This is a genomic window from Pseudomonas sp. B22(2017), assembly GCF_002113105.1.
Lineage (GTDB): Bacteria > Pseudomonadota > Gammaproteobacteria > Pseudomonadales > Pseudomonadaceae > Aquipseudomonas > Aquipseudomonas asiatica.
On the sequence record NZ_NEJN01000003.1, the window covers coordinates 473,260 to 487,295 of the forward strand.

At 63.7% G+C, this 14,036-nt stretch carries 14 protein-coding genes and 1 tRNA gene; 8 read left to right on the forward strand and 7 right to left on the reverse strand.

The window, feature by feature from the left end:
* The first annotated feature begins 83 nt into the window (after positions 1-83).
* Genes CAG18_RS09790 through CAG18_RS09805 form a run of 4 tightly spaced genes read left to right on the forward strand, consistent with a single transcriptional unit; the run spans position 84 to position 4,081 of the window.
* Positions 84-1,052 carry a DUF523 and DUF1722 domain-containing protein gene (locus tag CAG18_RS09790; protein WP_038408696.1) on the forward strand — a complete coding sequence of 323 codons (969 nt, stop codon included), beginning with the start codon at positions 84-86 and terminating at the stop codon, positions 1,050-1,052.
* Positions 1,042-1,941, forward strand: a complete 900-nt coding sequence (locus tag CAG18_RS09795; protein WP_085720812.1) for a MerR family transcriptional regulator — start codon at positions 1,042-1,044, stop codon at positions 1,939-1,941. The genes CAG18_RS09790 and CAG18_RS09795 overlap by 11 nt, the downstream gene beginning before the upstream one ends.
* The gene (phrB, locus tag CAG18_RS09800; RefSeq protein WP_015268947.1) at positions 1,932-3,374 is read left to right on the forward strand and encodes a deoxyribodipyrimidine photo-lyase; all 1,443 of its coding nucleotides are present in this window, start codon (positions 1,932-1,934) and stop codon (positions 3,372-3,374) included. The genes CAG18_RS09795 and phrB overlap by 10 nt, the downstream gene beginning before the upstream one ends.
* Positions 3,371-4,081: an SDR family oxidoreductase gene (locus CAG18_RS09805; protein WP_043935321.1), complete on the forward strand. Its 711-nt coding sequence runs from the start codon at positions 3,371-3,373 to the stop codon at positions 4,079-4,081. Before phrB ends, CAG18_RS09805 begins: the two co-directional genes overlap by 4 nt.
* Positions 4,082-4,312: 231 nt before the next feature.
* Here CAG18_RS09805 and CAG18_RS09810 read toward each other — a convergent pair whose 3' ends face one another.
* The 7 genes from CAG18_RS09810 to CAG18_RS27075 all read right to left on the reverse strand — a co-directional run bounded on the left by CAG18_RS09810 (position 4,313) and on the right by CAG18_RS27075 (position 9,931).
* Positions 4,313-4,831 carry an acyloxyacyl hydrolase gene (locus tag CAG18_RS09810; protein ID WP_015268945.1) on the reverse strand — a complete coding sequence of 173 codons (519 nt, stop codon included), beginning with the start codon at positions 4,829-4,831 and terminating at the stop codon, positions 4,313-4,315.
* Positions 4,832-4,932: 101 nt separating this feature from the next.
* A complete protein-coding gene (murI, locus tag CAG18_RS09815) occupies positions 4,933-5,730 on the reverse strand; it encodes a glutamate racemase (RefSeq protein ID WP_015268944.1) in 798 nt (265 codons plus the stop codon).
* Positions 5,723-6,478, reverse strand: a complete 756-nt coding sequence (locus CAG18_RS09820) for a molybdopterin-synthase adenylyltransferase MoeB (protein WP_013970911.1) — start codon at positions 6,476-6,478, stop codon at positions 5,723-5,725. Before CAG18_RS09820 ends, murI begins: the two co-directional genes overlap by 8 nt.
* The gene (prmC, locus tag CAG18_RS09825) at positions 6,472-7,302 is read right to left on the reverse strand and encodes a peptide chain release factor N(5)-glutamine methyltransferase (protein WP_085720813.1); all 831 of its coding nucleotides are present in this window, start codon (positions 7,300-7,302) and stop codon (positions 6,472-6,474) included. Before prmC ends, CAG18_RS09820 begins: the two co-directional genes overlap by 7 nt.
* A complete protein-coding gene (gene prfA / locus CAG18_RS09830; protein WP_013970909.1) occupies positions 7,302-8,384 on the reverse strand; it encodes a peptide chain release factor 1 in 1,083 nt (360 codons plus the stop codon). Before prfA ends, prmC begins: the two co-directional genes overlap by 1 nt.
* Entirely contained in the window at positions 8,381-9,658 is a 1,278-nt protein-coding gene (hemA, locus tag CAG18_RS09835) for a glutamyl-tRNA reductase (RefSeq protein ID WP_013970908.1), read from the reverse strand. The genes prfA and hemA overlap by 4 nt, the downstream gene beginning before the upstream one ends.
* A gap of 129 nt (positions 9,659-9,787) precedes the next feature.
* Positions 9,788-9,931: a hypothetical protein gene (locus CAG18_RS27075; RefSeq protein ID WP_178075703.1), complete on the reverse strand. Its 144-nt coding sequence runs from the start codon at positions 9,929-9,931 to the stop codon at positions 9,788-9,790.
* A 772-nt stretch (positions 9,932-10,703) separates the two neighbouring features.
* Between CAG18_RS27075 and CAG18_RS09845 the strand changes: the two genes are divergently transcribed.
* From CAG18_RS09845 to CAG18_RS09860, 4 genes are all read left to right on the forward strand, one after another.
* Positions 10,704-12,425 (forward strand): tetratricopeptide repeat protein, encoded by a 1,722-nt coding sequence (locus CAG18_RS09845; RefSeq protein ID WP_015268937.1) that lies wholly within the window; start codon positions 10,704-10,706, stop codon positions 12,423-12,425.
* Positions 12,426-12,429: 4 nt separating this feature from the next.
* Positions 12,430-13,047 (forward strand): lipoprotein insertase outer membrane protein LolB, encoded by a 618-nt coding sequence (gene lolB, locus CAG18_RS09850; RefSeq protein ID WP_085720815.1) that lies wholly within the window; start codon positions 12,430-12,432, stop codon positions 13,045-13,047.
* Between the two features lie 3 nt (positions 13,048-13,050).
* The gene (gene ispE, locus CAG18_RS09855; protein WP_013970897.1) at positions 13,051-13,911 is read left to right on the forward strand and encodes a 4-(cytidine 5'-diphospho)-2-C-methyl-D-erythritol kinase; all 861 of its coding nucleotides are present in this window, start codon (positions 13,051-13,053) and stop codon (positions 13,909-13,911) included.
* A 20-nt stretch (positions 13,912-13,931) separates the two neighbouring features.
* A tRNA-Gln gene (locus CAG18_RS09860) sits at positions 13,932-14,006 on the forward strand.
* The last annotated feature ends 30 nt before the right edge of the window (positions 14,007-14,036 follow it).

Here is a 14,036-nt window from a genome sequence, read left to right on the forward strand (position 1 = left end):
AAAACTGTTTGCATAACTTCCGGGCTGTGCTGGAATGAACCTGTACAACTATTTTGTCTCGTACAGGTTTTTGGAGGCAGCCCATGCACGACTCATCCGCCCACAGCAAGCCGCGTATCGCCATCAGCGCCTGCCTGACCGGGCACAGCGTGCGCTATAACGGCGGCCACAAGGCCTCCGACCTGTGCCGTATGCAACTCGAGGAACATTTCGACTGGTTGCCGGTATGCCCGGAGGTGGCCATCGGCCTGGGCGTGCCGCGCGACCCGATCCGCCTGGTCGGCGACCCCGAGCAGCCGGAAGTGGTAGGCACCCGCAACCCCGGAATGGACCTGACCGGGCCGCTGCGCAGCTATGGCGAGCAAATGGCGGCGGAACTCGATGATATCTGCGGCTACATCTTCATGCAGAAATCGCCTTCCTGTGGCCTGGAGCGGGTCAAGGTATACCAGGACAATGGCCACCCTGCCTTTCACGGTGGGCGGGGAGTGTATGCCCAGGCGTTCTGCGCACGGCGGCCGGACCTGCCGGTAGAAGAAGAAGGCCGCCTGCACGACCCCGTACTGCGCGAGAACTTCATCAGCCGCGTGTACGCCTACGCCGACTGGCAGCGCCTGCTGGCCGAAGGCCTGAGCCGTGGCGCTCTGGTGCGATTCCACTCACGCTACAAGTACCTGTTGATGGCCAACAACCCGCAGGCCTATCGCAGCCTCGGGCGCCTGCTCGGCAGCATGAGCAAGGACGATGACCCGCAAAGCATCGGCCCGCGCTACTTCAGCCAGCTGATGCAGGCTCTGCGCCGCTGTGCCAGCCGCGGCACTCATTGCAACGTGCTGCAGCATCTGAGCGGCTACTTCAAGGACATCCTCACACGGCAGGACAAAGCCGAGCTGCAGGCCATCATCGGCCAATACCAGCAAGGCGTGGTGCCGCTGGTAGTGCCGCTGACCCTGCTCAAGCACCATTTGCGCAAGCATCCCGATCCGTATCTGCAGCAACAGGCCTACCTTCAGCCGCACCCCGAGAGCCTGGGCCTGCGCAATGCCGTCTGAGATCCTGTTGCCCATCGGCGAACTGGCTCGCCGCACGGGCGTCAATCCCGTCACCCTGCGAGCCTGGGAGCGCCGCTACGGCCTGCTCAAGCCCCAACGTACCGCCAAGGGCCATCGCCTGTATCGGCTGGAGCAGGTCAAACGAGTAGAAGCGATCCTTGCCTGGCTGCAGCGCGGCGCCTCCGTCGGCCAGGTACGAGAGCTGCTCGACAAACCGGCCAGCACGCCGCCGAAAGGCGACTGGCAAGCCCGGCAGTTCCAACTGATCGAGGCCATCGCCACGCTGTCGCAGCGCGCCCTCGACCAGCAGCTCAACCAGGCGATGGCCCTGTACCCGGCCGTCACTCTGTGCGAGCAATTGCTGTTGCCGCTGCTCGACCTCCTCGACCTGCGCTGGCGCAACTATTTCAACGCACGGCTGGAACAGGTGTTTTTCCACAGCTGGTTGCGCAGCAAGCTGGGCGCCAGGGTCTACCACGACAACCAGTTACTGCATGGGCCTGCCATCTTGCTGGCCGAAGACAGCGAACACACTTTCAGCCCCGGTTTGTGGTTGTGCGCCTGGCTGTTCACCAGCAACGGCCTGCCGGTTGAAGTGCTGGAGCACACCATTGCTGGCGCGCACCTGCAACGCGCAGCCACCATGCTCAAGCCACGCGCCGTGCTCCTGCACCTGGGGCCACGTATCGATGACAAGGCGTTGCACCGTACCCTGTCCAACCTGCCCGTGCCGACCCTAGCTGGCGGGCCGACGCTGGCGCTGCATGAAACCCGGCTGCGCGCCCTGGGGCTGCCCAATCTTGCTCTGTTCGATACCCCGCAGGCGGCATTGCGTTTGCTGCAAGCCCATGACCGCCAGCCTGGAGAGATGACCGCACCATGCACCTGACCTGGCTGCGCAGCGACCTGCGCATCGATGACAACACCGCGCTAGCCGCCGCCAGCGAACGCGGCCCGACCCTCGCACTGTGGCTGGTCAGCCCCGGGCAATGGCTGGCCCACGACGACGCCGCCTGCAAAGTCGACTTCTGGCTGCGCAACCTGCGCGACCTGCGCCAGTCGCTGGAGCGCTTGAACATCCCCCTGCTGATCCGCAGGATCGACACCTGGGACCAGGCGCCACAGGCCGTACTCGATGTCTGCCGCCAACATCAGGTGCAAAGCGTGCACTGGAACGAGGAGTACGGCATCAACGAGCAATGTCGCGACGACGCCACCCGCGCGCTGCTGGAAAAGTCGGCCATCCAGGCCCACAGCCACCTCGACCAGCTGTTGTTCCGCCCGGGCACCATCCTTACCCGCGGCGGCGACTACTTCCAGGTGTTCAGCCAGTTCAAGAAGAGCTGCCTGGAGCACCTGCACCGCAGCCTCCCTGCCCTGGCCCGCCAGATAAAACGCCAGGCACCGCTGCAGGTCAGCAGCGACCCGATCCCACAGCACGTGGACGGCTTCGAAAAACCCGCGCAGGCGCTGCGCGACCACTGGCCGGCCGGCGAAGCCGAAGCGCAGGCGCGGCTGACCCGTTTTCTCGATGAAACCATCGACGATTACCAACAGCTGCGTGACTTGCCTGCAAAGCCCGGTACCAGCCAGCTCTCCGCCTATCTGGCCGCCGGCGTGATCTCGCCACGCCAGTGCCTGCACGGTGCCCTGGCCAGCAACCGCGGCGAGTTCGACAGCGGCAGCAGCGGCGTGCAAACCTGGATCAACGAGCTGCTCTGGCGCGAATTCTACAAACACATCCTGACCGGTTATCCACAGGTCTCGCGTCACCGCGCCTTCCGCGCCCAGACCGAAGCCCTGCCCTGGCGCGATGCACCGGCCGACCTCGAAGCATGGGAACAGGGCCGAACCGGCTTCCCGATCATCGACGCCGCCATGCGCCAACTGCTGCACACCGGGTGGATGCACAACCGCCTGCGCATGATCGTGGCCATGTTCCTCAGCAAGAACCTGCTGATCGACTGGCGCAAGGGCGAGCGGCATTTCATGCGCCACTTGATAGACGGCGACCTGGCCGCCAACAACGGCGGTTGGCAGTGGAGCGCGTCCACTGGCACCGACGCAGTGCCCTATTTCCGCATCTTCAACCCGGTTTCACAGTCGCAGCGATTCGACCCGCAAGGGCGTTTCATTCGGCACTGGCTGCCGGAATTGCAGGGGGTGGATGAAAAAGCCATTCATTTCCCCGTGAAGTCGGCCGATCTTTTTGCTAGATATTCCTACCACAGTCCAATTGTCGATCTCGACAGCAGTCGTCAGCGCGCACTGGAGGCATTCAAGAACCTCCCGCGCCGGCAGGATCAGAGGGCAGCATCTTGAACAACGCACGCAGTATCTGGGTGACGGGAGCAGGCAATGGACTTGGCCTGGCTTTAGTGGAGGGGCTGCTCGGGCAAGGACACCGGGTAGCTGCAAGCGCGAAGCATGGCGAGGCACTGGATGCCTTGGGTGCACGCTATGGCAGCCAGCTGTTGCGCTTGCCGTGGCAGTTGCACGAAGAACATCAGGCGGCCCAGGCCAGCCAGCAGATCTGCCATGCCTGGTGCGCGCTGGATGGCTTGATCATCAACGCCGGTACCAGCGATTACCTGGCGGACGATGTGGCTGACAGCGAGTTGTTCGAGGCGATCGTCACGGACAACCAGTTGGCCGGCGAGCATTGCCTGGCCAGTGCGCTGCCGTTGTTGGCGAAGGGTGACTCGCCGCAGGTGATGGCGGTGTTCAACCGTTATTCAGCGCTGCAGTTGCATGCACCGACGCAGGTGCCTGCGGGCTGGAACAACATGCCGCAATGGATGCGCGAGCAGCGTCAGGCGTTGAAGGCGCAGGGGGTTGAGCTGACCGTGGTGGGGCCGCAGTCGCTGAAGACACCCGTGACACCGGCGCAGGCGATACCGGAGGCGTGGACGCCGCAGAATGCGGCGGAAGAGTTGCTGCGGCGGTGGCCGCAGAGGGAGCCCGAGCTTGTGCTGGAGGCTTTGGATCTCAATGGCCTGTGGCCTTTGTCACACAAGCAATCGATGTAGTGACCGTACCGGCTTCCACCTAGACCACATCGACTTGAAGCCATGCGCAGGGCCTGTAGGAGCAGCCTTGTGCTGCGAAGAGACCATTACTGCAGAAGAACATCTGCTGCCCTACCGCCCCCTTCGCAGCACAAGGCTGCTCCTACAGGGTAATGAGGTAGCCTGAGTAATGGGGCAAGACAGTTGCTCCTCAGGTACCTCAGGCAATGCGAGCCCTCGTGGAAGGAGAGCTCAGAGCGTCATGCGGTAATGCAGGCTATAGCTCTCCACCCCATCGTTGGGCTGCTTGATGCCCGCGTTGGAATAGTGAATCGCCCGCACGCCAATCTCATGCCCACCGGCAAAGCGCAATCCAAAGCCGATGCGATCCTCGAACTGGAATGCCGAGCCCAGCTCGTTGTCTTCCAGCTCGGTGCTGGAGAATGCCGCCACGCCAATCCCAGCCTCTATATAAGGCTTCACCGACTCCCCGGCAAACTCGTAGACGAACACCGGCGCGAACGACAGGCTATGGTTGCTCGCGGTCTCGTCACCATCCCAATAGCTGTAGGCCCCATCCCAATACCCCGTCAGGCGCCCGACGCTGGTCTGCCACCAACTCGCTTCCCAATTCGATTGCAGCCCCAACCGGTAGACCATGGTCGAGTCACCGGTCTGCCCCACCGAAAACGAAACGTCGGCAGCCTGCGCCGACAGTGAGTGCCCCAGGGTGAAGACGGCAGCCGCCGCCAAGCCGAGCAGCTTCTTCATGAGCAACATCCTTCTTTGCTGTTATTGGTATCCGCCTCATTTCAGGCAAGGCGGTAGAAAACGGCAGCGGTACAATAGTTCAGCTTCTTTTCACGTTTTTTTCACAATGAAAAGCTTTGCACACTGTCCGACTTATGCCACAGCAAAGGCAGGATCTTCCTGAGAGATTGCGGATCGGCACTGGTCCAGAAGCGGGTATCCCTGGCCGGCCCATCGGCCAACAGGTCATCCGCGCCCAGCAGCCGCTGCAGTTGGCGCGCCACTGCAGCACCGGTATCGATGATGGCGACGTCGGCTGGCACCATGCCGGCCAGCAACGGGCGCAGGAAGGGGTAATGGGTGCAACCGAGAATCAACGTGTCACAGCCAGCGGCCAGCAACGGCTGCACATAACCTTGCAGCAACTGGCGCAGCGCCGGGCTGGCCAGGTCACCGGTCTCGATCAGATCGACCAGGCCCGGGCAAGGTTGGGTGATGACCTGTACGTCATTGGCAAAACGATCGAGCAAGGCAGCGAACTTGGCACTCTGCAGGGTACCGGTAGTGGCCAGCACACCGACCACGCCAGAGCGCGTAGCGGCGGCAGCGGGCTTCACCGCCGGCTCCATGCCCACCAGCGGCCAGTTCGGGTACAACTCGCGCAGGTCGGCCACCGCCGCCACCGTGGCGGTATTGCAGGCCAGTACCATGGCCTTGGCGCCCTGTTCATGGAAGAACGCAGCAATGCGCCGGAGACGCTCACGGATATAGTCCGGCGACTTCTCTCCGTAGGGTATGTGGCCGCAATCGCCCACGTACAGCAGCGTCTCGTTGGGCAGCAGGCGCTGGATCTCGGCGAGTACCGACAAGCCGCCAACCCCGGAGTCCATCACGCCGACCGGCGCCGATCGCTCAGCCATCGCGCTTACCACAGACCGCACAAGCCGGGTCGCGCTTGACCCGCAATTCGCGGATACGAGTGCCGAGAGCATCGATCAACAGCAGGCGGCCGACCAGCGGCTCGCCGAACCCGGCCAGCAGCTTCATCGCCTCCAGCGCCTGCAGGCTGCCTACCAGGCCCACCAATGGGCCGATCACGCCGGCTTCGCTGCAGGTCAGTTCGGCTTCGCTGCCATGGCCGTACAGGCAATGGTAGCAAGGGCTGTAGTCACGCCGTGGGTCGAACACCGACAACTGCCCTTCCAGGCGGATCGCCGCACCGCTGACCAGCGGCTTGCCAGCCGCGACGCAGGCAGCGTTGACCGCCTCGCGGGTACCGAAATTGTCAGAGCAGTCCAGCACCAGGTCGACCGCTGCCACAGCGGCCGCCAGCGAGTCCTCGTCCAGAGCCTGGCGATGGGCAACCAGGCTGATTTCCGGGTTGATTGCCTGCAGGCGCTGCAGGGCCGAATCGACCTTGCTCATGCCCACGCTCGCACTGTCGTGGATCACCTGGCGTTGCAGGTTGGTCAGGTCGACGGTGTCAAAGTCCGCCAGGTGCAGCTCACCGACCCCGGCGGCGGCCAGGTACAAGGCGACGGGCGAGCCAAGGCCGCCAAGCCCGACGATCAGCGCCTTGCTCTGCTTGAGCCGCAACTGGCCGTCGATGTCGATCTGGGCCAGCAAAACCTGCCGGCTGTAACGCAGCAGTTCCTGATCACTCAGCATGGCAGGCGCCCCAGGGTAATGCGTTCATGGCCGCCCAGGTCCGTGCGGCTGGCGACCTCGATGAAGCCTTGTTCAGCCAGCAAGGCGCGCACCGCCGCTGCCTGATCGTAGCCGTGTTCCAGCAGTAACCAGCCACCCGGCACCAGGTGCGCGGGCGCCTGGGCAACTATCACGCGCAGATCGTCCAGGCCATCAGCACCGGCCACCAGCGCACTGCTGGGCTCGAAGCGTACATCACCGGCGACCAAATGCGGGTCTGCGGCAGCGATGTAGGGCGGGTTGCTGACAATCAGGTCGAAACGCTCGGCGGCCAGACTGTCGAACCAGTGGCTGAGCCGTACCTGGGCGTTTGCCAGGCCCAGCCGCTGGCGGTTGCGCTCAGCCAGGGCTGCAGCCTCCTCCACGCGGTCCACTGCGGTCACCTGCCAGGCCGGGCGATCGCTGGCCAGGGCCAAGGCAATCGCGCCGGTGCCGGTGCCCAGGTCAAGGACCTTGGCCGGCGTGGCGGGTTGCAGTTCAAGGGCAGCTTCGACCAGCAGCTCGGTATCCGGCCGCGGGATCAGGGTATGCGGTGCCACTTCCAGGTCGATCTTCCAGAAGCCCTGCAGCCCGAGAATGTAGGCGACCGGTTCGCCGCCACGGCGGCGCTGCAGGTAGCCAGCATAGGTCTCGGCATCTTCGCTGCTGACGATTCGCTCGGGCCAGGTGTGCAGGTAGCTGCGCGATTTGCCGATGGCCGCGGCCAACAGCAACTCGGCATCCAGCCGCTCGGTAGGCGACTCTGGCAACTGCGCGTTGCGCAGCAGGCTGGCGATGATGGTCATCAGTCCCCCAGAGCGGCCAGTTGATCGGCCTGGTATTCGGCCAGCAGCGGTTCGATCACCGCCTCCACCCCGCCGGCGAGGATATCGTCCAGCGAGTACAGGGTCAGGTTGATACGGTGGTCGGTCACCCGCCCCTGTGGATAATTGTACGTACGGATGCGCTCGGAACGGTCGCCAGAGCCGACCAGCAGCTTGCGCTCGGTGGCGATGGCGTTCTGCGCGGCGCTGGTCTGCATGTCGTTGAGCTTGGCCGACAGCCAGGACATGGCGCGGGCACGGTTCTTGTGCTGCGAGCGCTCTTCCTGGCACTCGACCACGATACCGGTGGGCAAGTGGGTGATCCGGATCGCCGAGTCGGTCTTGTTGACGTGCTGGCCGCCGGCACCGGATGCGCGATAGGTATCCACCCGCAGGTCGGCCGGGTTGATCTCGATAGCCGCCTGCTCGTCCGGCTCGGGCAGTACCGCCACGGTGCACGCGGAGGTGTGGATACGGCCCTGGGATTCGGTCTCGGGCACGCGCTGCACGCGGTGCGCGCCAGACTCGAACTTGAGCTTGCCGTACACGCTCTCGCCTTCGACGCGGGCGATGATTTCCTTGTAGCCGCCGTGCTCGCCTTCGTTCTCGGAGAGGATTTCCAGGCGCCAGCCACGCTTTTCGGCGTAGCGCGAATACATGCGGAACAGGTCGCCGGAGAAGATCGCCGCCTCGTCGCCACCGGTGCCGGCGCGGATTTCGAGGAACACGTTACGGCCATCGTTGGGGTCCTTGGGCAACAGCATGCGTTGCAGCTGCGACTCCAGCGTCAGCAGTTGTTCCTTGGCTTCACGCACTTCTTCCACGGCCATTTCGCGCAGGTCCGGGTCACTGTCCTTGAGCAGCGCCTGGGCACCTTCGAGGTCGTCCTGGACTTTGCGCCACTCTTTATAAGCAGCGTAGACCGGCTCGACTTCGGCGTATTCACGGGAATAGGCGCGAAAGCGCGTCTGGTCGGAAATGACCTCGGCATCACCAAGCAGAGCGGTGAGTTCTTCGAAGCGGTCCTGGAGGATTTCCAGTTTGTTCAGCAGCGACGCTTTCATTGCGGGGATTTGTCCGTCGAGCCCTCGTTGAGGGCAAAGAGTTCCTGGGCCATGGCCAGCGCATCGAGGCGGCCCTCGGCCGAGAGCCTTTTCAATTGCACGCTGGGCGCGTGCAGGAGTTTGTTGGTCAGCCCCCGGGCCAGTTGGGCCAGTACGTCTTCGGGGTTGCCGCCGTTGGCCAGCAGCCGCTGGGCCTTTTGCAGTTCTTCGTCGCGCAGGCGCTCGCATTGCTGGCGATAGGCCTTGAGCACATCCACCGCGGCCAGCTCGCGCAGGCGCAGCATGAAGTCCTCTGCCCCCACCGACACCAGCTCTTCGGCGGCCTGGGCCGCGCCCTGGCGACTTTTGAGGTTTTCTGCCACAACGTCGTGCAGGTCATCGACAGTGTACAGGTAGACGTCATCCAGTTCGCCGACTTCGGTTTCGATATCGCGCGGTACGGCAATGTCGACCATGAAAATCGGCTTGTGCCGGCGCTGCTTCAGCGCGCTCTCGACAGCACCCTTGCCAAGGATCGGCAACTGGCTGGCAGTGGAACTGATGACGATATCGCTGTTGGCCAGTTCCTGTGGGATGTCGGCCAGCAGAACCGCGTGCGCACCGAACTGCTCGGCCAGGATGCTGGCCCGCTCGAGGGTACGGTTGGCCACGACGATACGGCGCACGCCCTGCTCATGCAGGTGGCGGGCGACCAGGGTGATGGTTTCGCCAGCACCGATCAGCAGGGCCTGGCTGCGGCCCAGGTCGCTGAAGATCTGCTTGGCCAGGCTGACCGCGGCAAACGCCACCGACACCGGGTTTTCGCCGATGGCAGTGTCGGTGCGCACCTGCTTGGCGGCACTGAAGGTGGCCTGGAACAGGCGCCCGAGCAACGGGCCGACGGTGCCAGCCTCACGCGCCACGGCGTAGGCGGACTTCATCTGGCCGAGGATCTGCGGTTCGCCGAGCACCAGCGAGTCCAGGCCGGAGGCCACCCGCATCATGTGCTTTACCGCCTCGTGCTCTTCGTGCACGTAGGCGCTGGCGCGCAGCTCGTCCAGGCTGAGGCGGTGGTAGTCGGCGAGCCATTGCAGCACGGCATCGGCGGACAGGTGGTCCTGCTCGATATAGAGCTCGCTACGGTTGCAGGTCGACAGAATCGCCGCTTCGCGGCTGGATGTCAGTCGGCAGAGCTGCTGCAGGGCGTCTACCAGCTGCTCTGGGGTAAACGCCACGCGCTCGCGTACGTCTACCGAGGCAGTCTTATGGTTGATACCAAGTGCAAGAAAGGCCATGCAAGGTCGCTGGTTGTGACGGGAAGCCGATAATTGTCCTCTTTCGCAGGTTTCAGGACAACCACCGTTCGCTATTGCGCTGATAGCGCTGCGGCTATCGCCGGCTCCAGGCCAGCATCAGCGGCAACTTCAGCTCACACCCCCGCTTTTGATCTGGCTTTTGATCTGGCTTTTGATCTGGCTTTTGATCTGGCTTTTGATCTGGCTTTTGATCTTGATCTTCGCGACTTCAGGAGGCCGAACGCAGGCCTTGCGGAGGGAGGTGACGGGCATGGATGCCCGTCAAGCGCTGAGGCCCCATGGATGGGGCCTGCAGCGCGTACTCCCGGGAGCAAGGCCGGAGTGAGGGAACCCCGGAGCGCAGCGTAGGGGCCGGATGATGGGGCGCAGCGTTTTTTGGTTACTTTTTGCCGCGTTTGGCAAAAAGTGACTCGCCGTAAGGGCGAAAAGGTGAGTCAGCGTCGCCATCGCAAACGGACTGTTCGACATATCAAAACCGTCGCTTAAGCTTTTTGGCTTTTTGGCTTTTTGGCTTTTTGGCTTTTTGGCTTTTTGAAGGTGGGCATTCACATCGAGCAGGCATTCATTCGCGACGGCGGCGCAAAGTCACCTTTCCGCCCTTACGGCGGGTCCCTTTTTGTCGTGGCAAAAAGGAACCAAAAACCGTCGGCTCCCATCATCCGGCCCCTACGCTTCGCTCCGGGGTCCCCTCGCTACGGGCCTGCTCCCGGGAGTACGCGCTGCAGGCCCCATCCATGGGGCCTCAGCGCTTGACGGGCATCCATGCCCGTCACCTCCCTCCGCAGTCCCTTCGCTCGGCCTCCTGAAGTCGCAATCGGCGGCGCCTGAACTATCGCGCGCTTAGAAGCAAGAGCAAGAGCAAGAATTCTGTGTTCTGAGCGCCGTGGCAGGCTCTGCGGCGAACCCCGCAGGCACAGCGCGGTCTGCATAAGCGAAGCGCAGCTTCATACCTTCGCAGGTGGGTTTGCCACCGCGCTTGTGTCATCATGCTCCGACCGCCGGTGAGTCCTTTTTAAAGCCTTCTATGAACAAACCATACGCATTGCTGCTTGCCTTCGCCCTGCTCCAGGGCTGCCAGAGCCTGGCCCCGCAAAAGGCCGAGCCTCCCGTCGCCGAGGCCGACAAGAGCGAGGCGGAAAAACCCGTGGTGTATGGCTCGTTCAAGCAGGACACGCTCTACAGCCTGCTGGTGGCCGAACTGGCCGGCCAGCGCAACCGCTTCGACATCGCCCTGGCCAACTACACCGACCAGGCCGCGAAAACCCAGGACCCGGGGGTTTCCGAGCGCGCCTACCGCATTGCCGAATACCTCGGCGCCGACGAACCGGCACTGGACAACGCCCTGGTCTGGGCCCGCAACGACCCGCAGAACCTCGACGCCCAGCGCGCCGCCGCCATCCAGCTGGCCCGCGCCGGCCGCTATGACGACTCCATGACTTACATGGAAAAGGTCCTGCAGGGCCAAGGCGACACCCATTTCGATTTCCTCGCCCTGTCCGCCGCCGAAACCGACCAGAGCACCCGCGACGGCTTGCTGCAAAGCTTCGAACGCCTGCTGGTGAAGTACCCGGACAACAGCCAGCTGGTGTTCGGCAAGGCCCTGCTGCTGAACCAGGACGGCAAGGCCGAAGAAGCCTTGGAGTTGCTCGAGTCGCACCCGCCGCAAAACGGCGAAGTCGCCCCGGTCCTGCTGCGCGCTCGCCTGCTGCAAGCCCTGGACCGCGGCCCGGAGGCTCTGCCACTGCTGCGCGGGGCGATTCGCGACAACCCGGACGACAAGCGCCTGCGCCTGACCTACGCGCGCACCCTGGTCGAACAGGACCGCATCGCCGATGCCAAGGGCGAGTTCCTCAGCCTGGTCCAGCAATACCCCGAGGACGACGAGCTGCGCTATTCGCTGGCGCTGGTGTGCCTGGAAAACAAGGACTGGGATGAAGCCGAGGGCTACCTGCAGGAGCTGATCGAACGCGACAGCAACGTCGACGCCGCGCACCTGAACCTGGGCCGCATCCGCGAAGAGCGCCACGACCCTGCAGGCGCCCTGCGTGAATACGCCCTGGTCGGCCCGGGCCCCGACTACCTGCCGGCGCAGCTGCGCCAGGCCGACATCCTGATTGCCAACGGCCGTGGTACCGAAGCCTCGCGCCTGCTCGCCGATGCCCGCGAATCCCAGCCGGACTACGCCATACAGCTGTTCCTGATCGAATCGGAAAGCTACAGCAACAACAACAAGGACGCCCAGGCCAGCCAGGTGCTGCAGCAAGCCATCCAGCGCTACCCGGACGACCTCAACCTGCTGTACACCCGTGCCATGCTGGCGGAAAAGCGTGACGACCTGCCGCAGATGGAAAAAGACCTGCGCGCCATCATCGCCCGCGAGCCGGAAAACGCCATGGCCCTGAACGCCCTCGGCTACACCCTGGCCGACCGCACCACCCGCTACAGCGAAGCCAAGGCGCTGATCGACAAGGCCCATCAGCTGACCCCGGATGACCCGGCGGTGCTCGACAGCCTGGGTTGGGTCAATTACCGCCTGGGCAACCTCGACGAGGCTGAAACCTACCTGCGCAAGGCTTTTGCCAGCTTCCCAGACCACGAAGTGGCCGCCCACCTGGGCGAAGTGCTATGGGCCAACGGCAAGCGCCGCGAAGCCCGCCAGGTCTGGGCCAAGGGCTTCGAAGCCCAGGCCGACAGCCCCATCCTGCGCAAGACCATCCTGCGCCTGACCGGATCCGAGACTCTCTAACGCCATGTTCCTGCGCCATTGCATTACCTTCACCCTGATCGCCCTGCTGGCCGGCTGTGCCGGCTTCGGTAGTCGCGAGGCCCTGCAGGGCCGCGGCGACCCGCAGCAGTGGCGCGCCCATAAAGAGCAACTGAGCAGCCTCGATGGCTGGCAGATCAACGGCAAGGTCGGCATCCGTGCCCCGCGCGACTCCGGCAGCGGCACGCTGTTCTGGCTGCAACGCCAGGACTACTACGACATTCGCCTGGCCGGCCCGCTGGGCCGTGGCGCCGCTCGCCTGACCGGCCGCCCCGGCGGCGTGGTACTGGAAGTGGCCAACCAGGGCCGCTACGAGGCTCTCAGCCCCGAAGCCCTGCTGGAAGAACAACTGGGCTGGCAGTTGCCGGTCTCACACCTGGTCTGGTGGGTCCGCGGCCTGCCGGCCCCCGACAGCAAGAGCAAGCTGACCCTGGACGGCGACAGCCGCCTGGCCAGCCTCGACCAGGACGGCTGGCAGGTGCAATACCTGAGCTACACGGAACAGAACGGCTACTGGCTGCCCGAGCGTATGAAGCTGCACGGCAAGGACCTCGACGTGACACTGGTGGTCAAGGACTGGCAACCCCGCCAGCTGGGGCACTGATACATGCAGACCCTCACCCTGCCCGCTCCGGCCAAGCTCAACCTGTGGCTGCACATCATCGGCCGCCGTGCGGACGGCTATCACGAGCTGGAAACCGTGTTCCAGTTTCTCGATCACGGCGACGAACTGAGCTTTGCCGTGCGTGACGACGGCGTGATCCGCCTGCACACCGAGATCGAAGCAGTGCCGCATGACAGCAACCTGATCGTGCGTGCTGCGCGCAAGCTGCAGGAACAATCCGGCACGACGTTGGGCGCCGATATCTGGCTGACCAAGGTGCTGCCCATGGGCGGCGGCATCGGCGGCGGCAGCTCGGATGCCGCCACTACCCTGTTGGCCCTCGCCCACCTGTGGCAACTGGACTGGGACGAAGACCGCCTGGCCGCACTGGGCCTGAGCCTGGGCGCCGACGTACCGGTATTCGTGCGCGGCCACGCGGCATTCGCCCAGGGCGTGGGTGAACAATTGACCCCGGTTGACCCGGAAGAGCCCTGGTATGTCGTGCTTGTGCCGCAAGTGTCTGTCAGCACAGTAGAAATTTTTTCACATCCACAGTTGACACGTGATTCGCTCCCCCTTAAGATGCGCCCCGTTCCCGAGGGAAACAGTCGAAATGACTGCCAACCGGTGGTAGAGCAGAGTTACCCGGAAGTTCGCAATGCGTTGAATTCACTGGGTAAATTCACTGAGGCTCGACTGACCGGTACTGGAAGTTGTGTGTTTGGGGCCTTCCCAAGCAAAGCCGAAGCTGATAAAGTTCTGGCCCTTCTTTCAGCGACCCAAACAGGGTTTGTGGCGAAAGGAAGCAACGTTTCGATGTTGCATCGCAAGCTGCAAAGTCTGGTCAAGAAGTCGAGCGCATAAGCGTTCGCAGCAACAGATACAGGGGCGTCGCCAAGCGGTAAGGCAGCAGGTTTTGATCCTGCCATGCGTTGGTTCGAATCCAGCCGCCCCTGCCATTTTCCTTATACTCATCCAGGTTACCCTCA